Raw genomic sequence first — 22,089 nt, 5'->3', positions numbered from 1 at the left:
TGAGTGTAAGCAAGACCGCCGCAGAAGGTGAATAACAGGAGGCCCCGCGTGATCGAGCCGCTGGTTCTACTACCCGGACTGATGTGTGATGCACGGCTTTTTGAACCGCAGATCGTCCGCCTGTCGCGTCAACGCGCGGTGACGGTGGCACCGGTTTCAACGGCTGAACGGGTCGAAGAAATCGCCTCGGGGATGTTGGATCAGCTGCCGCACCGATTTGCTTTGGCGGGGCACAGCATGGGCGGTGTGGTTGCGCTTGAAATCATCCGCCGCGCGCCCGGTCGTGTGACGCGGCTGGCGTTGCTGTCGACGGATGCACATGCCGATACCCCTCAGATCGCAGCCACCCGCGAAGAGTATTTGGTTGGCGCAAAGGCAGGGCGGCTGGAAGATGTTATGCGCAGGATCATCGGCTCGGACTCATTGGCCCCGGGGCCGAGGCGTATTCCGATTTTGAACGAGGTGATCAAGATGGCGATGGACCTTGGGCCTGACGTTTTCGAACGCCAGATCCGGGCTTTGCAGCGTCGCCCGGAACAGCAAGCGGAACTGCGGAGGATAAACGTGCCGACGTTGGTTCTGTGTGGCGCACATGACACACTGACGCCAGCACGGAAACATTCCTTTATGGCTGATTTGATACCAGGCGCCGACCTGCAAGTCATTGACGAGGCTGGGCATCTGCCAACACTTGAAACACCGCAGGTCGTGAATGACGCGCTTGAGGCGTGGCTGAATACCCCGGCGCGGGTGGCTTACGGATAAAGCGCCGCCCGCTCAGCTTTGCTGGGGATGATCGGTTCTGCCACAGGCTTTCCGGTATCGGGGTTGAAGAACGGTGTATCTTTCCAACTGCCGGACAACCGCGACTTGGCGACCCGCGTCAGCAATCCAATGATCGCCGGTCCAAGCTTTTCATGCGATTGCTTGCCATTCGGCCGCGGAACAAATCCGCGCGTGGTGATCGGGCCAAGGCCACTGGGGTCGGGTATCCGATTGACGATGAACCCGGCAAAGGGAAACTTTGGTGTGCGGGACGTGGTTGCAAGTGGCGTGTTGCAGCAGCTGGCATACCAACGCAGCGCCCCCTTGGGACTAAGCCGCATAAGCGCAAGATGCTCTGCCCCACTGTCGAATTTGATCTCTTCCGGGTTTGTTTGCAGAACGTCAACCGGGCCGGGTGCCGGGTCGGGTTGTCCGAAATACAGCTGGGCCGCACGACAATCGTGACAAAACATACCACGTGCGTGCCGGATTGCACCCCGACCGCAGTTATGCGGCCGTGTAAGGTTCCACAATCGCAGGAGAAGGCGGTGTCTTTTGCCCCGCGTTCCCTCTTCCGTGTCAGGCCACCTTGTTTTTGTTGGCTGCGCTGCGGCGGGGTTTGCGTGTGTTGGCGTTCATGAAGTCGATGACCAAAGGCCGGATATTGTCGCGCCAGCTGCGCCCGGCGAAAATGCCATAGTGGCCTGCGGCGGGTTCAACATGACTGGCCTTTTTGGAATCCGGCAGGCCGGTACACAGATCAAGGGCTGCGATACACTGACCGGGGGCCGAGATGTCGTCATTGGCACCTTCCACCGTTTTAACGGCAACGTCGGTGATTTTCCCGATATCGACCTTGTGTCCCGCAACAACAAATTCGTTGCGCGCGATCTCGCGGTTTTTAAAGACGCGCTCGACCGTGGACAGATAGAATTCGGCGGTCATGTCCATGACAGCCAGATATTCGTCGTAGAATCGGTTGTGCGCGTCTTGATCCGAGGCCTCGCCCCGCATCACCCGCTGAATCTGATCCGTGAACGCCTGCGAATGGCGATCGCCGTTCATCGACATGAACGACGCCAGTTGTAAAAGGCCGGGATAGACCATCCGTCCGACACCTTTGTACTTGAAACCGACCCGCTGGATCATGGTTTCTTCCAACTGGCCCATCGTCACGCGGCGGCCGAAATCGGTGACATCGGTTGGCGTGGCATCCGGGTCGACCGGTCCACCGATCAGCGTCAGGGTTGAGGGCTGCGCCTGCGGCTCGACCTCAGCCAGATAGGCGGTGGCGGCCAGCGTCAGGGGGGCAGGTTGGCAGACAGCAACAACATGTGTGTCCGGGCCAAGTTCTTTCATGAAATCGACAAGATACAGGGTATAGTCTTCGACATCGAATTTGCCTTCGGACACGGGAATATCGCGCGCATTATGCCAATCGGTGACGTAAACTTCGCAATTGACCAGCAGGCTTTTGACCGTGGAACGCAGCAATGTCGCATAGTGACCGGACATCGGTGCCACCAGCAGAACCTTACGGGGCTGTTCTTCGCGGCCGTTGACGCGAATATGGATCAGGTCGCCAAAGGGGCGCTCCATGACGGGAACGATGTCTACAAGGTGGTCTTTGCCATCCTCACAGGTAAAGGTCCGAATGCCCCAGTCCGGTTTGACGACCATGCGTTGAAACGTACGCTCAGTCACTTCTCCCCACGCGGCCATCATGCTGAGCGCGGGGTTGGGCACCATCGAGAACAGGGGATAAGAGGCCATCGCACTGGCAGTCGCACCCATCCATTGGTTGGTGTTGCGCATGGTTTCCATAAGATCGTATGTGATCATATAGCGCATAAAATGGGACTCCTGAGTGTTCGGACCATTCGTCGCTTTGCCCCACGGCGTTCACGACGTTATTCTGCATAGCAGCGAGGTTAGGGGGGAATTGTTAAAATGACAACAAGTGAAGACCAGACACCAGAGCTGTCCGAGGAACACCTTGAACAACTTAAAGAAAATATGGCCAGGGTCGAAGAACTGTCGAAACGGCTGATCGAAGTAATGGCCGGAAAAAAGGCGCATTCCCCAGCGTTAGATGGTCCGAATCAAGAGCTTTTCGCAAAAGCAGCAACCGCGTATATGGCCGAAGCGTGGCAAAACCCCGCTAAGTTGTTTGAGCAACAAATCGAATTTTGGGGAAAATCGGTCCTGAATTTCGCCGAAGCGCAAAAGACCTTTGCTGCAGGCGATGCCCAGGACAGCAACACCGGATCCGGTGATAAACGCTTTTCCAATCCCCTGTGGGAAACGAACCCCTACTTCCGCTTTATACGTCAGCAATATCAGACCAACGCCGAGGCGATTGCGCAGGCCGTTGCGTCTGTCGAAGACATAGACGCGACAGACAAACGGCGTCTCAAGTTCTTTTCGCAGCAAATTATCGACATGATGTCGCCGACGAATTTCCTGGCGACCAACCCGGATGCGTTGGAAAAAGCGGTTGAGACAGAAGGGCAGTCCCTGATCAAGGGATTGGAAAACCTGGTGGCCGATCTTGAGGCCAACGACGGCGAGATGGTCGTCAAGCTGGCCGACGACAGTGCCTTTCAGATCGGGGGCAATCTGGCGACAACGCCGGGTGATGTGGTGTACAGAAATCGGTTGATAGAGCTGATCCAGTATAAACCGGCGACCGAGACGGTTCATGAAACACCGATCGTTTTGTTTCCGCCCTGGATCAACAAATTCTACATTCTGGATCTCAAGGCACAGAACAGCCTGATCAAATGGGTGACCGAGCAGGGCTATACCCTGTTTGTCGTCAGCTGGGTAAATGCGGACGCGTCCCATGCGGATGTCGGGTTGGACGATTATGTACAAGAGGGCTTTCTGACCGCCATTGAACAGGTCAAGGCGATATGCAAGGTCAAACAGGTCAACGCGGTGGGCTATTGCATCGCCGGCACCACGCTGAGCCTGACCTTGTCGTTGTTAAAACAACGCGGGGACAAATCCGTTAAATCCGCGACTTTTTTCACGACGCTTACGGATTTTTCCGAGCAGGGCGAATTTACACCTTTCCTGCAGAACGATTTTGTAGACGGCATCGAAGATCAGATTTCGAAGGACGGTATCCTCAGGGCTTGGGTCATTGGGCGCACAATGTCGTTCCTGCGGTCAAACGACCTGATATATGGACCTGCGATCCGCAGCTATATGCTGGGCGAAACCCCTCCGGCTTTTGATCTGCTGTATTGGAACGGAGACGGGGCAAATCTGCCCGGCCGTATGGCGGTCCAATATTTGCGTGGATTATGTCAAAGCAATGATTTCGTCACAGATGGCTTCGAATTGTTGGGGCAAAAGGTTCACATCCGCGAGGTGGACGTCCCCCTGATGGCGATCACCTGCGAAACTGATCACATCGCGGCCTGGAAGGATTGTTATCGCGGGGTGCAGCAGATGGGCTCGCGATCCAAGTCCTTTGTCGTCTCGCAATCCGGTCACATCGCGGGGATCGTGAATCCGCCCAGCAAAAAGAAGTATGGGCATTATACGAACCCTGGCATGAAAGCAGATGCCGAGACCTGGTTGAAAGAAGCTGAGTTTCACCAGGGATCGTGGTGGCCCCTGTGGGAGGCGTGGCTCAAACCGCGTTCAGGCAAGCAGGTTCCGGCGCGTGATACCGGCGATTCGGATCATCCCCGACTGTGCCCGGCACCCGGAACCTATGTTAAGGCCAAATCAACCGATTGATTTTTATCCATTCTTGCGAAATTTCTGCGCTGCAGCAAGAAAAATCTTGCAATGCTGCAGTGCAGCAACCATATTGTCGTCAAGCTGATGAAAACCGGGGTGGGCCCGGTTCGGCAATAAGGATTTGAACAATGGCAAAGACTCAGGACTTCACCGCGACTCTGAAAGACATCATGGGCGCATACCCTGTCGACACTTCGGCGCTGGAAGGCGTTTTCAAGTCGACAGCAACCCTGAACGAAAAACTGTCGGGCGCGGCGCTGGAAGCAGCTGAGAAATCGGCAGAGATCTCGAACAAATGGACCAAGGACACCCTGGCCAAACTGTCCGAAGTTTCGAAAGCCAAGACAGACCCGGCTGATTACGCCAAAGCGGCAACCGACTATGCAAGCGCTTCGGCTGAAGTTGCTGCTGAAAACCTGGCTGCTTTCGCTGAAATCGCGAAAAAACTGCAGTCCGAAACCGTTGAGCTGCTGATGGCCGCTGGCAAAGACGCTGCAGAAGACGCAACCACTGCTGTCAAAAAAGCCACCAACGACGTGACTGCTGCTGCCAAGAAAGCAACAGCTGCCAAGTAAGGGAACGCCGCGACGCGCACCCTTTCCTCCCATTTGGTGCAATCGCGCAGGGCAGGTCTTTTGACCTGCCCTTTCTTTTTGTGCTGCGCTCGCATAATCTCTGCTGCAACGCATCATCCTTGGGGAGGGTTACAGGTGTCAAAGCAAGAAAAACCGCTGTTAATCAAACGCTACGCCAGCCGTCGGCTGTATAACACTGAAACCAGCGACTACGTCACGCTCGAGGATATCGCGGCATTTATCCGCGAGGGGCGCGAGGTGCAGATTATCGACCTGAAGACAGGTGATGACCTGACGCGGCAGTATCTGTTGCAAATCATTGCCGAGCACGAAAGCCGGGGTGAAAATGTTCTGCCGGTGAACGTGCTGAATGATCTGGTGCGCAGCTATATGCTGCCGGGTGGGGGCGTGATGCCGCAGTTCCTGCAAAGCTCGTTCGATATGCTGCGCGAAAACCAAAGCAAAATCATGGAAAACATGAACGCGATAAACCCGATGTCGCAAGTGCCGGGTTTTGACGCACTTCAGGCGCAGCAACAGGCATTCCTGAAGGCGATGACAGGCGGCCTGTCCGGTGGATGGTCTGACGCAGAAGACGGTCCCAAGTCTGAATCCAAAGAAGATCTGGACGATATCAAAAAGCAGCTCGCCGAATTGCAGCAAAAGCTGTCCAAATTGAACTGATATCCGGGTCGATGCGCTGGCTGTTTCTGAGTGTGGCGTTGCTTTGGGCGCAACCCGTGTTGGCGCAAGGCAACTTTTCCGAAGTCTGGTCTCCGATCTGCACGTTGGGTGGCAAGTTGGAGGCCGGGTGCGAGGATATCCGAAAGCGCGAGATTCTGGACGCCACGGAAACCCCGTGGCGCGCGATTGGGCGGGTCAATTTCGCCAGCCGGGGACAGCGGTCGCATTGCACCGGTGTTCTGGTGTCGGAAAGGCTGGTTCTGACCGCCGCACATTGCCTGTACAACGCGGCGCGCAAACGCTGGATACCGGCGTCCAGCATTCGGTTCGTCGCCGGGTATCAGCGCGGCGAGGCGGTCGCGCATTCGGTTGTCAAACACTATCGGGTGCATAGCGAACAGAATACCGCCGCCGGGTTTGACAATCGCACGGCGTTGGATTGGGCGGTGCTTGAATTGATCGAACCCATCGGTGAAACCGTGGGCTTCATTTCAACTTCGCAAACCGATGCAGAAGTCCAAGCCGCGACAGTTGCCGGGTACCCGGGTCTGCGGCCGCACATCCTGAGCCGAACCAAAGATTGCCCGTCGCGTCGATCCGCCGACGGGTTAATGATTGCGATCTGCCCGGTCATGATGGGGGATTCCGGCGCGCCGCTGCTGGTTCAGACGCCATCGGGTTTGCGGGTTGCCGGTATCCTGTCCCGCGTCGCCGCAACCCCACAGGGGATTGCGGCCATGTTCCTTTCCGTCGATGTGTTTGAGATCGAAGGAAACTGAACCTCAGGTGCCGTAAGCGGGGACCGGGCTGATCACTTCTCCGACCGAAGCCAGCAGGATATCGGCGATTACATCCAACTCTTCGCGTGTCAACCGTACCGGCAGCCGCACATCGCAGGCATTCATCAGCATCGCGCGGGTCTGGGGCAGGTCAACCTGTTCGGGCAGGAATTGCCAGTTCCAGAAGGCGCGGGCGTTGTCCTCGCTCAGGCCAAAGACCTGAACCTTGACGCCCCGTGCGTCAGCCGCCGCTGCAAAGGCGCGGATATCGTCCTCGTCAAGGTCGACGAGGTTGAACTGAATCGAATCCGGCGCGCGGCGTTCAGGGGCCAATGGGGCGGGAACGTTGATATAGGGCGAATTGTTCAGCCGTTCGGCCACATAGTCGTGGTTTTCCAACCCGTCGCGCACGCGCCGCGCCAGTTCGGGGATTTGCGGCCGGATCACGGCGGCGCTGAGGTTGCTCATCCGCAGGTTATACAGCGGCAACTGGTTCTGCCAACGGGCAAAGGCTTGCTCCAACTCGGGCGAGTTGTCGCCATGCGGGGTTTTGTGCTTTTTCCAGTTATGTTCATAAGCGCCGGACATGATGACGGCGCGGGCCACCAGATCGGCGTCATCGGTGATCAGGATACCGCCTTCGCCCGCGTTGATCATCTTGTAGGACTGGAACGAGAAACAGCCCACCTTGCCGATGGTGCCGATATTGCGCCCATGCCAGGTGGTGCCCAGCGAATGGGCTGCATCTTCGACCACCGGAATACCGCGTGCGTCGCACAGCGCCATGATCGCGTCCATGTCCGATGTATGCCCGCGCATATGGCTGATGATCACCGCCTGAACGCTGTCCAGCTTGGCGGTAAAGTCGTCCATGTCGATGCGATAGTTATCTGCCACTTCGCACAGCACCGGAATGCAATCCGCGTGTACGACGGACGAAGGCACAGCAGCAAAGGTAAATCCGGGGATCAAAACCCGCGCATCCCGTGGCAGGCCCAGCGCCTTGAGCGACAGGAACAATGCGGCCGAGCAGGACGACACGGCCAGCGCAAATTTCGAACCCAACAGAGCCGCGAATTCGGATTCGAGCAGAGCGACCGGCGCATCCTGCGGCGCGGTATAGCGGAACAGGTCTCCCGATTGCATCAGGGCGTCAATGGCTTCTCTTGCGGCTGCGGGGATGGGTTCGGCGTTGTGTACGTTAGGAGGAAGCGTCATATTTGATTTTCCCAAATTCTACCTTTGGGAAAGTTAAAGCTAAAAACGGCGCAATCCAAGCCCTCAATCAGCCATGCGGCAAAATTTCACCAACCTGTCGTAAAATCTAAAGGGTCAGATCCCCAGCCGATCCCGCAGTGCAAACCATGTCATTGCCAGCACCAGCAGCGGGCTGCGCAAAGAGGGGCCACCAGGGAAGGGCAAAGCGGGCACGCGGGCCATGGTGTCAAACCCTTCGGCCTGTCCCTGAATGGCCAGCGCCATCAATTGCCCGGCATGGGTGGCCGTGCCGACCCCGTGGCCGGAATAGCCCGAGGCCGACAGGATGTTGGGCGCGACCCGCGTTAGATACGGCATCCGGCGCATGGTAATGCCCAGCGTACCTCCCCAGGCATAGTCGATCTTTGCATCCTGCAGATGCGGGAAAATCTCTATCATTGGCTTGCGAACTTTGGCGGCAATATCCGAGGGGAACCGATAGCCATAGCTTTCGCCGCCGCCAAACAGCAGCCGCCCGTCGGCGCTGAGGCGGAAATAGTTCACCACGAATTTGGTATCGGCTACTGCGACGTCTTGTGTCAAAACCCGGGCGACATCGGTGCCCAGCGGCTCGGTTGCTGCGATGAAGTTGTTGATGGGCATGACCCGCGCTGCGACCTTGCGGTTCAGATCGCCAAGGTATCCGTTGCAGGCCAGAATGACATGATCTGCACTGACCGTTCCGTTGGCGGTTCGCACCCTGGCAGGCGTAGTCTGGTCGACGCTCTGAACCTCGGTGCTTTCGTGGATGCGTACCCCGGCTTTGACCGCTGCCCGCGCCAGGCCCAACGCATAGTTCAGCGGGTGAAGATGCGCCGCGCCCATATCAAGGTAGCCGCCTTTGTAAGCGGGTGAGGGGCAAAGCGTTTGACCAGCCGCCTCATCCAGCGGTTCGATCTGGTCATAGCCATAGCGCCCGGACAAATGGGCGGCGTGGTCATGCAGTTCGGATTGCTCGCCCGCACTCAGGCCCAGAACGGCCACGCCGGGTTTCAGATCACACTCAATCTGATGTTTCGCGATCAGGGATTTGACCAGATCCTTTGCGTCCTCGGCCAGATCCCACAGCTTGGCGGCGTCATCGTCACCGACCAGCCGCTCAAGGTCTTCCTGATCCATCCGCTGCGCGCTGCCCAACTGGCCGCCATTGCGACCCGAGGCACCAAAGCCCACGCGATGCGCCTCAAGCAGCACCACGTCGAACCCGGCCTCTGCCAGATGCAGCGCGGCGGACAGGCCGGTGTAACCGCCGCCCACGATGCAGACATCCGCCTTGGTGTCACCGCTTAGCGCCGGGGACGGCGTGGCCGGGTGGGCCGTGGCGGCATACCAGCTGGCCGGATACTCGGCCTTGCGATCATTGGAATAGAGCAGGTTCATCACACGCCTCAGACGTTCATCAACAGATGCTCACGCTCCCACGGAGAGATTACTTGCAAGAATTCCTCGTATTCCGCCCGTTTCACAATGCCATAGACGCGGGCAAATTCGGGGCCCAGCACCTCGTGCAGGGCGGTGGCCTCATCAAACAGGTCAAGCGCGTTTCCCATGACCTGCGGGATATCGCCTTCGCCCTCATAAGCGTCGCCATAGAACTGGCGGCGGGGGCGTTCCTGCCGGGTCAGGCCCAGATAACCACAGGCCAGCGACAGCGCGATGCCCAAATAGGGGTTGCAGTCCATACCAGCGATGCGGTTTTCGACCCGGCGCGCCTCAGGTCCGGACAGCGGCACGCGGATGCCGGTGGTGCGGTTGTCGCGCGCCCATTCCAGATTGATCGGCGCGGCATGGTCTTTCACATAGCGGCGATAAGAATTCACATAAGGTGCCATGACGGCCAGACCGGCGGGCAGGTGGTTCTGCAGCCCGGCGATAAAGTTGTAAAACGCGTCCGTCTCACCACCCTGCGGACCAGAGAAGATGTTCTGACCCGTTTCCATTTCTGTGATCGAGTGGTGGATATGCATGGCTGAACCGGGCTCGTCCTCGATCGGTTTGGCCATGAAGGTGGCGAAACAATCGTGGCGCAATGCGGCCTCGCGGATCAGGCGTTTGAAATAGAACACCTCATCCGCCAGCTTGACCGGATCGCCGTGGCGCAGGTTGATCTCAAGCTGGCCAGCGCCACCTTCCTGCGTGATGCCGTCAATCTCGAATCCCTGGTGTTCGGCGAAATCATAGATGTCGTCGATCACCGGGCCAAACTCGTCCACTGCCGTCATCGAATAGGCCTGACGCGCCGCCGCCGGACGGCCCGAACGGCCCATCATCGGCTTGATCGCCTGTGCCGGATCGACATTGCGGGCGACCAGAAAGAACTCCATCTCAGGCGCGACAACCGGGTTCCAGCCTTTGTCGTGATACATCTGCACCACGCGTTTCAGCACGTTGCGCGGGCTGAAGGGGATTGGTTCCCCGTCCCGGTCATAGGCGTCGTGGATCACCTGTAACGTCCAATCGCCGGTCCACGGCGCGGCCGAAGCGGTCGAGAAGTCGGGTTTCAGGATCATGTCCCGTTCGATGAACCCGTCTTCGCCCGCAGCCTCGCCCCAATCACCCGTGATGGTCTGGTAAAAGATGCTGTCGGGCAGGTGGAAATAGTCTTGCCGCGCGAATTTGGACGCGGGCACCGCCTTGCCTCGGGCGATGCCGGGCAAATCCGAGATGATGCATTCGACCTCATCCAGCCGCTGGCCGTCGAAATAGTCGCGTGCTGCCTGTGGCAGCTGATCCTTCCAGTCGGCCATCAGGTCCTCTCTCTCTTCAGAAACTCAGCCATATGTCGCCCGATCTTCGGATTGTCATCGGGGCAGGGCAGACGATTGGCGGCGGCGTCCAACAGCGTGTCGGGCACCACGCCTTTGCCGCGCGTGTCCATCAGGCCCTGAATGAAGCTATCGCCATATTCAGGGTGGGCCTGCACCGTCCAGATGTTATCGCCATAAGCTACCATGGCATTGCGGCAAAACGCATTTGTTCCCGTCACCTGCGCGCCCTCGGGCAGCGCCACCACCTGATCCTGATGCCAGGCGTTCAGTGTTACGGTCTGCCCGTCAAGATCATAGTCGGTGCGCCCAACGGCCCAGCCGCCTTGGAACTTTTCGACCTTTCCACCCAGCGCCTGCGCGATGATCTGATGGCCGAAACACACGCCGATCAACGGCTTGCCGCTTTCCTGAATCGCGTGGATCAGATCTTCGAGAGGTGGGATCCAGGCGTGATCTTCATACGCACCGTGACGCGAGCCGGTGATGATCCAGCCGTCGGCCTGATCTTCGTTGTCGGGGAAGTCATTGTCGACGACGGCAAATGTCTCGTATTCAAACCCGTTGCCATCCAGCAGGGTGCGAAACATCACGTCGTATTCGTCGAACTGGTCGTTTAGTTCTTCCGGCGGGTGGCCGGTCAGCAAGATACCGATTTTCATAGGTCACCAAATTTGATCAAATTTATTCTAACGCACCGAATCTAAGCGGGCAAGGGGGCTTAAACCGCCTCGACGTAGCTCAGCCAGTGTTCCTCGGGCGCTCGATCCGCAAAGCGCCGGATTTCCTGCCGCTTGGTCAGGGCAAAATAGCGGATCAGTTCAGGCGGGAAGATGCGCGCCACATGCGGGTCGGTCTCGAACGCTGTGATGGCCGCGGACCAGCCACTGGCCAGTTGCGGCAACCCGGCAATCTCATACGCATTCCCGATGATCGGGGCAGGCGGGTTTGCCTGATCTTCGATTCCGTTCAGCGCGGCCCCCAGCACTGCGGCCAGCATGAGATAGGGGTTGATATCCCCGCCCGCAACGCGATGTTCGATGCGCCGGGCCGCCGCGGCGCCACCGGGAATACGCAGCGCGGCGGTGCGGTTTTCATAGGCCCAGCTTGCGCGGGTCGGGGCGTGCGCGCCCGGAACCAGACGTGTATAGGAATTCCCGTGCGGCGCGAAAATCAGCGTACAGCCGGGCATGGCAGCCAGACATCCCGCCACGGCCTGACGCAAAAGATCGGTGCCTTCGGGGCCACCATCATCGAACACATTCCGGCCCTGTTGATCCTTGACCGAGAAATGAACATGCATCCCATTGCCCGGATCATCCACATAGGGTTTGGCCATGAACGTCGCCGTGAACCCGTGCTTTTGGGCCAGGCCACGCGTCAATGCCTTGAAAAGCCATGTATCATCGGCACAGCGCATCGCGTCCTGATGGTTCAGGTTGATCTCGAACTGGCCAATGCCGCTTTCGGAAATGGCGGTTTGGGCCGGAAGACCCATCGCCGCGCAGCCGTCATAAAGATCGGTGAAAAAGGCATCGAAGGCGTCAATCTCGGCGATGGACAGAACCGCCTCGGCTGCCAGCCGCCGCCCGGTGACTGGGTTTACAGGCGGCTGCGGTTGCTTGCCTGACGCGTCCAGCAGAGTGAATTCCAACTCGGTGGCGGCAACGACCGACCAGCCACGCTGGGCGTAGCGATCCAGCACCGCAGCCAGCGCGTGCCGTGGGTCGCCGGGAAACGCCGTGCCGGATTCATCATACATCGCCATCGGCACAAGGGCGGTATCCGTTGTCAGCCAGGGGACCGGGACCGGTCCGCGCTCTGTCGGTAGCAGGATGCCATCGGCATCGCCAGATTCAAACACAAGGGGGCTGCCGTCGATATCCGCGCCCCACAGGTCCACATTCAATGCCGACCGGGGCATTCGCACCGCACCTTTGTCCAATTTGTCGGCATAAGCGGGCGGCACTCGCTTGCCACGCAACTGACCGTTCAGGTCGCAGGCAGCTACGCGAAAACTGTGCAGGGCGCTCAGGTCCATCGGGGTCTCCATCACTCTGGTTTCCCGAGATGTAGTCGAGACTGCGCCACTTGTCACGAAATTTGATCAAATTAACCCCGCGCCGCATTTTTGCGGCGCGGGGCAGGTGTGTCAGACGAAGCTGACGCCGTTCTCAACCATCGGGTGTTCGGCCACGTGAACGCCGGATAGGGCGTTGATCGCATTGGCCAAAGCCGGTGCGGACGGGGGCGTGCCAGGTTCACCAACGCCGGTCGGGGCCTCGGCCGAGGGCACGATATGCACGTCAATCGCGGCGATGTCGCCGATCCGCAGCGGTTCATAGTCGGGGAAGTTGGATTGATCCACCGCCCCGCCGGTCAGGGTGATCTGGTCGCGCATGGCGTGGCCGATGCCGTAACCGATACCGCCTTCCATCTGCGCGCGCACCACGTCCGGGTTTACGGCGATACCGCAATCCACAGCACAGGTGATCTTTTCGATCTTGATGCCGATTTCAGGATCGCCCGAGATTTCGACAACTTCGGCCGCATAAGAGCCAAAGGACTTATGTACCGCGATTCCCTGTGACCGGCCAGCCGGGGCATTGCCCCACCCCGCCTTTTCAGCCGCCAGTTTCAGGACAGCCGCCTTGCGCGCCTGATCCGGATCACTGCTGTCGGCCAGATGCGCCAGACGGAATTCGATCGGATCACGGCCTGCGGCCTCGGCGACCAGATCCATCATGGTCTCCATCGCATAGGCCGTATGCGTATGGCCCACAGAGCGCCACCACAGAACCGAGGTCGCCTTGGGCGTGTCGGTCAACCCAACCGCCATGTCCGGGATCGTATAGGGGCTGTCGCCAATCCCTTCGACCGAGCTGTGGTCAATCCCGTCATGAACCGAGAACGCCTCGAACGGGGTGCCCTTCATGATCGACTGCCCGGCCACCTGATGCTGCCATCCGGCAATGGTGCCATCCGCATTCAGACCAACGCGCACTTTGTGGCCGAAAGCGGGGCGGTAGTATCCGCTGCGAATGTCGTCTTCGCGCGTCCAGACCAGCTTCACAGGCCGCGAACGATCTGTGACCACAAAGGCCAGCGCCGCCTCGACCTGATAATCCGCATCGGGGGTCGCGCGACGCCCGAAAGAGCCACCCGCCAGCATCGTTTTGATCTGGATCTTCTCGGGCGGCAGTTGGAATATCTGCTGATAGGCCATATGCGGTCCGGTCGGCATTTGCGCACCGTCATGCAGGACGATGGACCCGTCAGAGGTCTGCTCGATGGTACAGTTCAGGGGCTCCATCGGGGCATGGGCCAGCAGCGGGAAGTAAAAGGTCTTTTCGACCACCTTGTCTGCGCCATCAATCGTCGCCGAAACCGCCGCCGCGTCTGCCTTGTTCACGTTATATGCGGGTTCTGCGTCCAGCGCGGCCATGATCTCGGCCTTGATCTGATCGGAATCACGCGTTTCCGCGCCCGACATGTCCCATTCGACCTCAAGCGCGTCGCGCGCCTGAATCGCGGCCCAGGTGTTTTCGGCGTAAACGGCCACACCAGCCTTGTTGGGCAGAACGGCGGCGTTGATGTATCCCTTGATCGCTTTGGAGGCGCCGTCGTCAAAGCCGGTGGCGATGCCGCCGCGTGATTCAGGGCGCTTGATCATGGCGACCATCTGGTTCGGCAAATGCACGTCCATCGCATATTTTGCCTGCCCATTGCCTTTGATCGGCGAATCCTTGCGTCGCACGGCGTCATTGCCGATCAGGCGGAATTCTGATGGTTCTTTTAGGCGCGGCTCGGCCGGGGGCTCCATCTGAGAGGCCGCAGCGACAAACTCGGCAATCGGGGCGGATTTATCGCCCGCCTTGACGATGCCTTCCTCGATCACGATGCCGGATGCGTCTACGCCCCAGCTTTGGGCGGCGGCGTTGATCAGCATCTCGCGAGCGGCTGCGCCTGCCTGGCGGTATTGCAACCACGAATTCGCCATCGCGGTCGACCCGCCGGTGCCCTGGAACGGACCAAACAGAAGATTGTTATAGACCTGCGGATTGGACGGCGCGAATTCGTATTCGATCTGATCCATGCGCAGGCCGATTTCCTCGGCGATCAGCGTGGGCAGACCGGTTGCCGGGCCTTGACCCTTTTCAAAATGCTTGACGATGGCGGTCACGGTGCCGTCCGCGTCGATCTTGACGAAGGGGTTGAACTGAGCGGTTTCGGTCGAGGCCGCAGCCAGCGCGCCATCGGTGCGGGCACCGACCAGCAGGACGGCACCAGCGGCGGCGGCTGTTTTCAGAAATCCACGGCGAGAAGTGTTGATGGTCATGGATCAGCCCTCCAGAATATCGGATGCGCGCTGAATACCGGCGCGGATGCGTTGATAGGTGGCACAGCGGCAGGCATTGCCGTGCATGTAGTCGTCGATCTCTTGGGCCGAGGGTTTGGGGTTTTCAGACAGCAACCCAACCGCCGACATCACCTGACCGGATTGGCAATAGCCGCATTGGACCACGTCAAGTTCGACCCAGGCCTGCTGAACGGCAGCGCCGATCTTGTCATCGCCAACCGCCTCGATTGTGGTGATCTCGGCGTCTTCGACATCTTCGATATAGGTCTGGCAAGAGCGCACGGGCTCACCATTCAGATGTACGGTACACGCGCCACACGAGGCAACGCCGCAGCCGAATTTGGTTCCGGTCAGCTTAAGCTCATCCCGGATTACCCACAGCAGGGGCGTGCCGGGTTCGGCGTCAACCGTGTGGGTTTCGCCATTCAATTTCAAAGTTAAAGCCATTGGGGGGACTCTCCGTGTTGGGCTGGTTACCTGAGTCGGTAAACTGGCGCGTTTACATTAGGTGATGATTTCGCATGTGTAAACTAGAGAGTTTACGTGGTGTTTGACCTGGATAAGTCAATAGGTCTATAGCATTGAAATATGAGTGATTGCAGCGCGCCGAATACGCCCAAACACGCCCAGATCATCGAGGCGGCCGTGGCCGAATTCCAGGAAAAGGGATTCGCTGCCGCCAGTATGGACCGTATCTCGGCCCGGGCCGAGGTTTCCAAGCGCACGTTATACAAGTACTTTGAAAGCAAAGAAAATCTGTTCCGATCCATTGTGATCGAATTGTCCAGCCGCTTTGCCGGGGTGTTGGATATCCGATACCAAAAAGGCCGCGATATCCGCGAACAGCTGACGGATCTGGCCTGGGCCGAAGGGCGCATTTTGATGCTGCCCGAGGTGATCGCAATGTCGCGCATGGTGATCAGCGAAACCCTGCGCAATCCGGTTCTGGCGGCGGCGGCGCAGGGCAAGCTGGACAAGACCGCGATCTTTGTCGCCATGCTGAAAGACGCCGCAGATGACGGGCAGTTGCAGATCGACAACCCGGATCAGGCCGGGCAGGAGTTCATCGGGTTGATCAAGGCAAAAGCCTTTTGGCCGATGGTCTTCACCGGTGATGTTCTGAGCGAGGCCGAAATGACGGCCACAATCGAAAGCAGCGTCGAAATGATTCTCAGCCGCTACGGAACCAAAGGCCACTGACCCGCCAATCCCATCTCAGGACATCCCGCCGAGTTGGCGTTTCTGTGTGGTCTTTGATCCTGAAACAGTGCTAAACGGCGTTCTTGACTTTCAATCCCATCAGCATTGCATAACGATCAGACCAAGGCGGGAAAACGGAAACGATGTCAGCTTTGCAGCATTCCAGCAAAACAGGTTTCGACAGGGTCGACCGAGCCGCACGCCTGTCTGTCGCTCCCATGATGGACTGGACCGACAGGCACTGCCGCTATCTGCATCGGCTGCTCAGCGGGCAGGCGTTGTTGTATACTGAAATGGTGACGGCTCCGGCGTTGGTGCGTGGTGGGGCGTTGCATTTGTTGGATTATAACCCGCAGGAACATCCCGTTGCGCTGCAATTGGGCGGCTCGGACCCGCTTGAGTTGGCAAAAGCTGCGCGGCTTGGGGCCGATGCTGGGTATGATGAGATCAACCTGAACTGTGGCTGCCCCTCGGACCGTGTTCAATCCGGGACATTTGGTGCCGTTTTGATGAAGGAACCCGGGCGGGTCGCCGAATGCGTCGCCGCCATGCGTGAGGTGGTTGATGTCGAGGTCACCGTGAAATGTCGCATCGGTGTGGACGAACAGGACCCCAACATAGTTCTGCCCACCTTTCTGGAACAGATCCGCGCAGCCGGGTGTCGGCGGGTGACAATCCATGCGCGCAAGGCGTGGCTTCAGGGGCTTAGCCCCAAGGAAAACCGGGATATTCCACCGCTGGATTATGATCTGGTTCACCGGATGAAGGCGGCGTTTGCGGACCTTCATATCTCGGTAAACGGTGGTATCTCGTCGTTGGATCAGGCGCGCGAGCACCTTGAGGCCGGGTTGGATGGCGTCATGATCGGGCGCGCGGCCTATCATCAGCCGACCGATATTCTGGCGGCCGCCGACCCGCTAATTTTTGGAACAGGACAGACCGCTGATCCGATTGATGTCGTCCACAAAATGGTGCCTTATGTTGATCGGCACCTTGCCGAAGGGGGGCGTTTGCACCAGATCACACGGCATATGCTGGGTCTGTTTGCCGGTCGTCCCGGTGCGCGGGCCTGGCGGCGGGCCTTGTCCGAAGGCGCGGTGCACGATGGTGCCGGACCCGAGGTGATGCTGCAGGCGCTGGAGAATGTGGCACCACTGGCCGAAGTTTGAATGGAATGAGATACGGCCCGGGGCCGGTTTGGGGGGAAGATGCCCGAGACGATGTTGCTGGCCCAGATGCTGGGCCTTTTGCTTGTGATCGGGGCGCTGGCCGGTGTGTTGGCCGGATTGCTTGGCGTCGGAGGCGGTATTGTCCTTGTGCCCGCGTTTTTCTATGCGTTTCAAACGCTTGGATATGGCGGCCCGCAGTTGATGCAACTGTGTCTGGCGACGTCTTTGGCGACCATTATCGTGACGTCAATCAGGTCGGTGCTGGCGCATAACAAGAAGGGTGCGGTGGACTGGGATATCCTGCGTGGCTGGGGGCCGGGTATCGCCATCGGAGCGGTCCTGGGGGTTCTGGTTGCCTCGGCTCTGCGGACCGAAGCGTTGCAGGCCCTGTTCGGCGTCCTTGGCATGGTCATCGGCGCCTATCTGGGTCTGGGCCGGTCAGAGTGGCGTCTGGGTGATGCCATGCCCAAAGGTATCCGCCGCGCGACCCTGTCGCCATCTGTGGGCTTTCTGTCCGTCCTGATGGGCATCGGCGGGGGCAGTTTCGGCGTACCGCTGATGAGCCTGTTTAACACTCCTATCCACCGGGCCGTCGCCACGGCCGCCGGGTTTGGCGTGATCATCGCGGTGCCTTCGGTTCTGGGCTTTCTGTTTCTGGACATCGCGCCAGAGCATCGCCCGCCGTTTACAATCGGGGCGGTCAATCTGGTCGCATTCGGGATCGTGGTTGCCATGACGATGATCACCGCACCATGGGGGGTCAAGCTGGCCCATGCCATGGACCCCAAGCCCCTGAAACGCGTGTTTGCGGTGTTCCTGACCTTGGTCGCGCTGAACATGCTGCGCAAGGCGCTGGGCTATTGACTGATTTCTGGGCGAATGGGTGGGTCAAGTTTCCGTTCGACCCGGACATCGCCGAGTGGGTGAACCACGCTTTGCCCTTGGCGCGTGCGTCGGTCGATGATCCGGCGCATGCCGCGTGGCTGGATTGTGACGGGACGTGGTTTATTGGCGTCGATGCGTTGGACAACGACCCAAAGGGCAGGGTGGGGCGCTCTGACGTTTTGGCCGGGCAGGCCATGGCCTTCATCGCCGAGCATTACGGGTCTTTGCCTCTGCACAAAGGGCAGGTCTCGGTGATTTATCCCGGCTATCCCCGCCCGCGGCGCGGGGAGGGGGCGAATGCTGCGCGGTATCGTTTGAACCGGGACGCGGCCCATGTGGACGGGCTGCGGCCAAACGGGCCGGATCGCCGCCGTCGTGTGGATGAACCCCATGCCTGGATTCTGGGAATTCCCCTGACAGATGCCAGCGCAGATGCCGCGCCGATGGTGCTGTGGGACCAAAGCCACAGGATCATGCGCGCCGCATTCCAAGACGCCTTGGCCGGGGTACCCAAAGATGCCTTGGATCAAGTGGACGTCACCGACATCTACCAGACCGCCCGCCGCAAGGTGTTCGAAACCTGCCAGCGCATCGAATTGCCCGCAAAACCGGGTGAGGCGTATCTGCTGCACCGCCACTGTCTGCATGGCGTCGCGCCTTGGGGGGCGGGGGGTGTTGCCGGGCCGGAAGGACGGATGATCGCTTATTTCCGACCTGAATGCGCAGGGGGTGTAGCCGAATGGATCGAATCCCCGTAACCTCTTGCCATTATTAATGTTTGGAGGTTTTGACCGATGATAACGGTCCATACGAATTCTGATGGTGCGTTGATCGAAATCGAGCTGTCTGGCGAGGTGACCAGCGCCGATTACACCCAAGCCCTGGTCCCCGCAATCGAAGCCGCGCTGACAGAACATGAAACGGTTCGGCTGCTGGCGGTGATCCAGCCGGAATTCAAAGGGTACGATCTGAGCGCGGCGTGGTCTGACACAAAGCTGGGCCTCAGCCACTGGCGTGGCTTTGATCGCATCGCGGTTGCAGCAGATCAGAGCTGGGTCCAGACCAGCATCCGTCTGGCGGCACCGATCTTGCCGTGCCCGGTTCAGGTGTTCGAATTGTCCGAACTGGAAGCCGCCCGTCGCTGGATGCGCGAATCGCTGGGGGCCATTCATGTGACCGATCTGGGCGGCCCATGCGTTCAGATCAGTCTGATGGGCAAGCTGGACCCCGACGAATACAAGCAAGCCGAGGTCGATCTGGATACCCTGCTGCACAAGAAACAGGGGTTCCGGCTGTTGATTGACCTGCGAGAGTTCGATGGCTGGCAGGGCCTGACGGCATTGACCGCGCATTTCCGGCTGGCGCGCGGGCATGTCGGGATGCTGGACCGTGCGGCAATCGTCGGGGACAAGGCCTGGCAGCATATGGCGCAGCGGGTCGCCAGCCATGTGTTGGGCACAAGAACCGAATTCTTTCCGTCGGAAGAGTTTGAAAATGCCAAGTCCTGGTTGGCTGCCGGATAAGCAATCCCTGACGTATTTGAACACTATCGTCAGCGTAGAAATACGCTGACGTAAGGTCAGGCAAAAGAGGCCTTCAGTTTTTCTTGATTGATTGGTCAAAAAAGAAATAGAACAAGCACTGTTCGCCGGTCATACCACGCTGGATGAACATAAATACCGAAGCGCGCCGCTGTAGGGACCACTCACTCAAAAGTTGTCTTTGAACTTGACCCCCTCGGAGTTCGGACGACCCTGCAGCGGCGAAGCATCAGCGAATAGGGCTTTACCCAAAACCTGTCAGGAGTTCTTTAGGCGTCCGGCCCGGCCGCCACGGCGCTTGGCCAGGCGGGGCTTGCGTGAGGGCAGGTCTTCCATGATTTCCGCACGTTCCACGCTGTCCATCTTGGACCAACGCGAAATCTCATCCAGCGTGCGATAGCAGCCGGTGCAGATGCGTTCGGTCGGGTGAACGACACAAATCTGGACGCACGGGCTTTCGACCTCGTTCCTTTTCCAAACCATGTTTGTCATTGGTCGATCCCGTTCCACTAAAGAAAGCGCATCCGGTCCAGCGCCCCTTGCAGAATATAGCCTGCGGCGACGTGGTCGATAACCTGTCCGCGACGTTTTCGTGTCGTATCCGCCTCAAGCAGTGCCTTTTCCGCCGCAACGGTGCTGAGCCGTTCGTCCCAAAACCCAATTGACATCTCGGTCAGCCGCGACAGGTTGCGCGCAAAGGCGCGGGTGGATTGGCAGCGGGGGCCTTCGGTACCGTCCATATTTCTGGGCAGACCCAGCAGTATGCCACCCATTTCGCGATCGGCGATGATTTCCAGCAGACGGGCGGAATCGAGTGTGAATTTCTTGCGGCGCACTGTTTCAAGCGGGCTGGCGACCGTGCGCATCCGATCGGTTACGGCAACACCAATTGTCTTCTCGCCCAGATCCAGACCCATCAATGCGGTCATGGGTGCAAGTGAGGCTGCGAAATCCTCGAATACGTCATAGATCATTGCGTCACCCCCGCTTGCCGGGCTGCTGCGGTCAGCATGTCCAGCGCATCAGAGTTACCGGCAAAAACCGCCTGGGATTCCTCATAAATCCCGGCGGCCCGTTCGGTGTCGCCCACAACGCCCAGTGCTGCGATCAACCTGGCCCATTCTTCCGGCGCACCGCCCTCGGTGGCCAAACGATCCGACAGTTGGTTGATCATGCCCATGATCATTTCCTGCCGCTCTTCCGGTGTCAAAGCGGCGGCGGCTTCGACGTCATCCTGGCTGGGGCCGGGCGATGCCGGGGCGGGAATGTTTGGCGCATTGAATACGCCGGCACGAAAGGCCAGCTCATCCAACTGCGCACGAATGGCCTCGGCCCACGGCGCACCCGCTGGCGCGTCGCGCAGGGCATCGACCCAGATCCGATATCCAATGTCGGGGCGTCCGACCTGAACCATCATCTGGCCCAGGTAATATTGCGACGGCCCGTGGCGCGGATCACGTTTCAGCGCCTGACGCAGGGCGTCTTCGGCTTCGGGTGAAACATATCCGTTGGCGGACAAGACCATCATTTCAGCCAGGTGCGAATAGGCATCTGCCGGTGCTGTTTCGCCAGACAATTCGATGACTCGTTGCTGTGCCGTGTAAGCTGCCGGAAAATTGCCCGCGTTTGCTTCGTGTTGCGCCAGCAGAATTTGACCTTGCAAATCGTCGGGGCGCTCAGCGACGGTTTCGCGCAGCTGCTTCAAAAGGTTGGCGTAATTCTCATCCAGTGTCGGCAGGGGCGCGGGTGGCGCGGCGGCTTCGGCTTCGGCCTGACTGGGGCGTTCCGCGCGCAAATTCTCGGCCATCTCAACACGAAATGACAAAGGTTGGTCAGGCAAACCAGCGGCGCCCAACTGGCGGTACAGCGCAGTCGCCCCACCAACCAATAGCAGAGCGACGGCTGCAAGTGCCGAAATCGTTGCCCAAGCCGGTGGCCCGGATCGCTCGGTGCGGGTCTGCGTTTGCGCATCCGCTGCCAGAATACGGCGCGAGATTTCGGTCCGCACCCTTTCAGCGTCAGCATCGGCGATGACGCCACGGGCCAGATCCCGATCCACGCTCACCAACTGCTGTCGGTATACGCGCAGGTCAAAGGCTGCTGCCGGTTCGCGCGATTTGCGACCACGCAGCATTGAATACCCCAGAAACGCAGCAATCAGCAGCGCGGTTAGAACGGTCACGGCCCAGAACGACATGGTTTCTCCGAATTGGCTGTCCTGACTTAGACCTGTGGACCGGCAGAAAAAAGGGACAAATGGCCGCGAGACGACTACATGTCGCAATAATGGGGGCTATGTCGCAATAGTGCGATATTACGGCGTTGCATGGCAGGGGTATTCTGTCGTTACGCG

22 protein-coding genes are annotated in these 22,089 nt (G+C 59.1%); 10 read left to right on the top strand and 12 right to left on the bottom strand.

All coding sequences use genetic code 11. The features are described from left to right. Positions 1-48: 48 nt before the first annotated feature. Entirely contained in the window at positions 49-765 is a 717-nt protein-coding gene (locus JT51_RS07320) for an alpha/beta fold hydrolase (protein ID WP_037310144.1), read from the top strand. Here the strand turns inward: JT51_RS07320 and JT51_RS07315 are convergent. Together JT51_RS07315 and phaZ are read right to left on the bottom strand one after the other, a co-directional pair. After that, positions 756-1,238 (bottom strand): DUF6151 family protein, encoded by a 483-nt coding sequence (locus JT51_RS07315; RefSeq protein ID WP_235216134.1) that lies wholly within the window; start codon positions 1,236-1,238, stop codon positions 756-758. The genes JT51_RS07320 and JT51_RS07315 overlap by 10 nt on opposite strands. A gap of 106 nt (positions 1,239-1,344) precedes the next feature. Continuing rightward, on the bottom strand, positions 1,345-2,616 hold the full coding sequence (phaZ, locus tag JT51_RS07310; RefSeq protein WP_037310141.1) for a polyhydroxyalkanoate depolymerase: 1,272 nt from the start codon (positions 2,614-2,616) through the stop codon (positions 1,345-1,347). A 99-nt stretch (positions 2,617-2,715) separates the two neighbouring features. Between phaZ and JT51_RS07305 the strand changes: the two genes are divergently transcribed. The 4 genes from JT51_RS07305 to JT51_RS07290 all read left to right on the top strand — a co-directional run bounded on the left by JT51_RS07305 (position 2,716) and on the right by JT51_RS07290 (position 6,559). Continuing rightward, positions 2,716-4,518 (top strand): PHA/PHB synthase family protein, encoded by a 1,803-nt coding sequence (locus JT51_RS07305; protein WP_037310138.1) that lies wholly within the window; start codon positions 2,716-2,718, stop codon positions 4,516-4,518. Between the two features lie 131 nt (positions 4,519-4,649). Next, positions 4,650-5,096, top strand: coding sequence for a phasin family protein (locus JT51_RS07300; RefSeq protein WP_037310136.1), 447 nt, complete (start codon positions 4,650-4,652; stop codon positions 5,094-5,096). 135 nt (positions 5,097-5,231) lie between these two features. Next, positions 5,232-5,780, top strand: a complete 549-nt coding sequence (gene phaR, locus JT51_RS07295) for a polyhydroxyalkanoate synthesis repressor PhaR (protein WP_037310133.1) — start codon at positions 5,232-5,234, stop codon at positions 5,778-5,780. Positions 5,781-5,791: 11 nt separating this feature from the next. Further along, positions 5,792-6,559: a trypsin-like serine peptidase gene (locus tag JT51_RS07290; protein WP_037310130.1), complete on the top strand. Its 768-nt coding sequence runs from the start codon at positions 5,792-5,794 to the stop codon at positions 6,557-6,559. 3 nt (positions 6,560-6,562) lie between these two features. On the opposite strand, the gene JT51_RS07285 is transcribed toward JT51_RS07290, so the two are convergent. The 7 genes from JT51_RS07285 to JT51_RS07255 all read right to left on the bottom strand — a co-directional run bounded on the left by JT51_RS07285 (position 6,563) and on the right by JT51_RS07255 (position 15,388). Beyond that, on the bottom strand, positions 6,563-7,777 hold the full coding sequence (locus JT51_RS07285; protein ID WP_037310126.1) for a DegT/DnrJ/EryC1/StrS family aminotransferase: 1,215 nt from the start codon (positions 7,775-7,777) through the stop codon (positions 6,563-6,565). Between the two features lie 114 nt (positions 7,778-7,891). Beyond that, complete coding sequence (locus JT51_RS07280; protein ID WP_037310123.1) at positions 7,892-9,196, bottom strand: NAD(P)/FAD-dependent oxidoreductase; 1,305 nt, start codon at positions 9,194-9,196, stop codon at positions 7,892-7,894. A gap of 8 nt (positions 9,197-9,204) precedes the next feature. Beyond that, positions 9,205-10,563, bottom strand: a complete 1,359-nt coding sequence (locus JT51_RS07275) for a glutamine synthetase family protein (RefSeq protein WP_037310120.1) — start codon at positions 10,561-10,563, stop codon at positions 9,205-9,207. Beyond that, complete coding sequence (locus tag JT51_RS07270) at positions 10,563-11,243, bottom strand: type 1 glutamine amidotransferase (protein WP_037310115.1); 681 nt, start codon at positions 11,241-11,243, stop codon at positions 10,563-10,565. The genes JT51_RS07275 and JT51_RS07270 overlap by 1 nt, the downstream gene beginning before the upstream one ends. 59 nt (positions 11,244-11,302) lie before the next feature. After that, positions 11,303-12,622 (bottom strand): glutamine synthetase family protein, encoded by a 1,320-nt coding sequence (locus JT51_RS07265; RefSeq protein WP_037311880.1) that lies wholly within the window; start codon positions 12,620-12,622, stop codon positions 11,303-11,305. Between the two features lie 111 nt (positions 12,623-12,733). Continuing rightward, the gene (locus JT51_RS07260) at positions 12,734-14,920 is read right to left on the bottom strand and encodes a xanthine dehydrogenase family protein molybdopterin-binding subunit (protein WP_037310113.1); all 2,187 of its coding nucleotides are present in this window, start codon (positions 14,918-14,920) and stop codon (positions 12,734-12,736) included. Between the two features lie 3 nt (positions 14,921-14,923). Continuing rightward, complete coding sequence (locus JT51_RS07255; protein WP_037310109.1) at positions 14,924-15,388, bottom strand: (2Fe-2S)-binding protein; 465 nt, start codon at positions 15,386-15,388, stop codon at positions 14,924-14,926. 141 nt (positions 15,389-15,529) lie between these two features. Here JT51_RS07255 and JT51_RS07250 point away from each other — a divergent pair, with 141 nt between their 5' ends. The 5 genes from JT51_RS07250 to JT51_RS07230 all read left to right on the top strand — a co-directional run bounded on the left by JT51_RS07250 (position 15,530) and on the right by JT51_RS07230 (position 19,718). After that, on the top strand, positions 15,530-16,141 hold the full coding sequence (locus JT51_RS07250) for a TetR/AcrR family transcriptional regulator (RefSeq protein WP_037310106.1): 612 nt from the start codon (positions 15,530-15,532) through the stop codon (positions 16,139-16,141). 143 nt (positions 16,142-16,284) lie between these two features. After that, positions 16,285-17,310 carry a tRNA dihydrouridine(20/20a) synthase DusA gene (gene dusA, locus JT51_RS07245; RefSeq protein WP_051927451.1) on the top strand — a complete coding sequence of 342 codons (1,026 nt, stop codon included), beginning with the start codon at positions 16,285-16,287 and terminating at the stop codon, positions 17,308-17,310. 39 nt (positions 17,311-17,349) lie between these two features. Continuing rightward, a complete protein-coding gene (locus JT51_RS07240) occupies positions 17,350-18,174 on the top strand; it encodes a sulfite exporter TauE/SafE family protein (RefSeq protein ID WP_037310103.1) in 825 nt (274 codons plus the stop codon). Next, a complete protein-coding gene (locus tag JT51_RS07235; protein WP_037310099.1) occupies positions 18,171-18,953 on the top strand; it encodes a hypothetical protein in 783 nt (260 codons plus the stop codon). Before JT51_RS07240 ends, JT51_RS07235 begins: the two co-directional genes overlap by 4 nt. Positions 18,954-18,989: 36 nt before the next feature. Continuing rightward, a complete protein-coding gene (locus tag JT51_RS07230; protein ID WP_037310095.1) occupies positions 18,990-19,718 on the top strand; it encodes an STAS/SEC14 domain-containing protein in 729 nt (242 codons plus the stop codon). Between the two features lie 276 nt (positions 19,719-19,994). Here the strand turns inward: JT51_RS07230 and JT51_RS07225 are convergent, their stop codons facing one another. The 3 genes from JT51_RS07225 to ccmI are packed head-to-tail and all read right to left on the bottom strand — an operon-like array spanning position 19,995 to position 21,933. Continuing rightward, positions 19,995-20,228 (bottom strand): DUF1289 domain-containing protein, encoded by a 234-nt coding sequence (locus JT51_RS07225; protein ID WP_037310094.1) that lies wholly within the window; start codon positions 20,226-20,228, stop codon positions 19,995-19,997. A 17-nt stretch (positions 20,229-20,245) separates the two neighbouring features. Further along, positions 20,246-20,710 carry a Holliday junction resolvase RuvX gene (gene ruvX, locus JT51_RS07220; RefSeq protein WP_037310090.1) on the bottom strand — a complete coding sequence of 155 codons (465 nt, stop codon included), beginning with the start codon at positions 20,708-20,710 and terminating at the stop codon, positions 20,246-20,248. Continuing rightward, positions 20,707-21,933 carry a c-type cytochrome biogenesis protein CcmI gene (ccmI, locus tag JT51_RS07215; RefSeq protein WP_037310086.1) on the bottom strand — a complete coding sequence of 409 codons (1,227 nt, stop codon included), beginning with the start codon at positions 21,931-21,933 and terminating at the stop codon, positions 20,707-20,709. The genes ruvX and ccmI overlap by 4 nt, the downstream gene beginning before the upstream one ends. Between the last annotated feature and the right edge of the window lie 156 nt (positions 21,934-22,089).

It is taken from the genome of Ruegeria halocynthiae, from assembly GCF_000743705.1.
Classification (GTDB): domain Bacteria; phylum Pseudomonadota; class Alphaproteobacteria; order Rhodobacterales; family Rhodobacteraceae; genus Ruegeria; species Ruegeria halocynthiae_B.
Note: the sequence above shows the minus strand (reverse complement) of the source record. Positions and strands in the feature narration are given on the sequence as shown.

Excerpts from the sequence above, each read along its gene's own strand:
- JT51_RS07240 (WP_037310103.1), top strand. The coding sequence starts at position 17,350 with ATGCCCGAGACGATGTTGCTGGCCCAGATGCTGGGCCTTTTGCTTGTG.
- JT51_RS07280 (WP_037310123.1), bottom strand. The coding sequence starts at position 9,196 with ATGAACCTGCTCTATTCCAATGATCGCAAGGCCGAGTATCCGGCCAGC.
- JT51_RS07275 (WP_037310120.1), bottom strand. The coding sequence starts at position 10,563 with ATGGCCGACTGGAAGGATCAGCTGCCACAGGCAGCACGCGACTATTTC.
- JT51_RS07285 (WP_037310126.1), bottom strand. The coding sequence starts at position 7,777 with ATGACGCTTCCTCCTAACGTACACAACGCCGAACCCATCCCCGCAGCC.
- JT51_RS07255 (WP_037310109.1), bottom strand. The coding sequence starts at position 15,388 with ATGGCTTTAACTTTGAAATTGAATGGCGAAACCCACACGGTTGACGCC.
- ruvX (WP_037310090.1), bottom strand. The coding sequence starts at position 20,710 with ATGATCTATGACGTATTCGAGGATTTCGCAGCCTCACTTGCACCCATG.
- JT51_RS07305 (WP_037310138.1), top strand. The coding sequence starts at position 2,716 with ATGACAACAAGTGAAGACCAGACACCAGAGCTGTCCGAGGAACACCTT.
- JT51_RS07270 (WP_037310115.1), bottom strand. The coding sequence starts at position 11,243 with ATGAAAATCGGTATCTTGCTGACCGGCCACCCGCCGGAAGAACTAAAC.
- JT51_RS07230 (WP_037310095.1), top strand. The coding sequence starts at position 18,990 with ATGATAACGGTCCATACGAATTCTGATGGTGCGTTGATCGAAATCGAG.
- JT51_RS07315 (WP_235216134.1), bottom strand. The coding sequence starts at position 1,238 with ATGTTTTGTCACGATTGTCGTGCGGCCCAGCTGTATTTCGGACAACCC.
- JT51_RS07260 (WP_037310113.1), bottom strand. The coding sequence starts at position 14,920 with ATGACCATCAACACTTCTCGCCGTGGATTTCTGAAAACAGCCGCCGCC.
- ccmI (WP_037310086.1), bottom strand. The coding sequence starts at position 21,933 with ATGTCGTTCTGGGCCGTGACCGTTCTAACCGCGCTGCTGATTGCTGCG.
- dusA (WP_051927451.1), top strand. The coding sequence starts at position 16,285 with ATGTCAGCTTTGCAGCATTCCAGCAAAACAGGTTTCGACAGGGTCGAC.
- JT51_RS07250 (WP_037310106.1), top strand. The coding sequence starts at position 15,530 with ATGAGTGATTGCAGCGCGCCGAATACGCCCAAACACGCCCAGATCATC.
- JT51_RS07265 (WP_037311880.1), bottom strand. The coding sequence starts at position 12,622 with ATGGACCTGAGCGCCCTGCACAGTTTTCGCGTAGCTGCCTGCGACCTG.
- JT51_RS07300 (WP_037310136.1), top strand. The coding sequence starts at position 4,650 with ATGGCAAAGACTCAGGACTTCACCGCGACTCTGAAAGACATCATGGGC.
- phaZ (WP_037310141.1), bottom strand. The coding sequence starts at position 2,616 with ATGCGCTATATGATCACATACGATCTTATGGAAACCATGCGCAACACC.
- JT51_RS07290 (WP_037310130.1), top strand. The coding sequence starts at position 5,792 with ATGCGCTGGCTGTTTCTGAGTGTGGCGTTGCTTTGGGCGCAACCCGTG.
- JT51_RS07225 (WP_037310094.1), bottom strand. The coding sequence starts at position 20,228 with ATGACAAACATGGTTTGGAAAAGGAACGAGGTCGAAAGCCCGTGCGTC.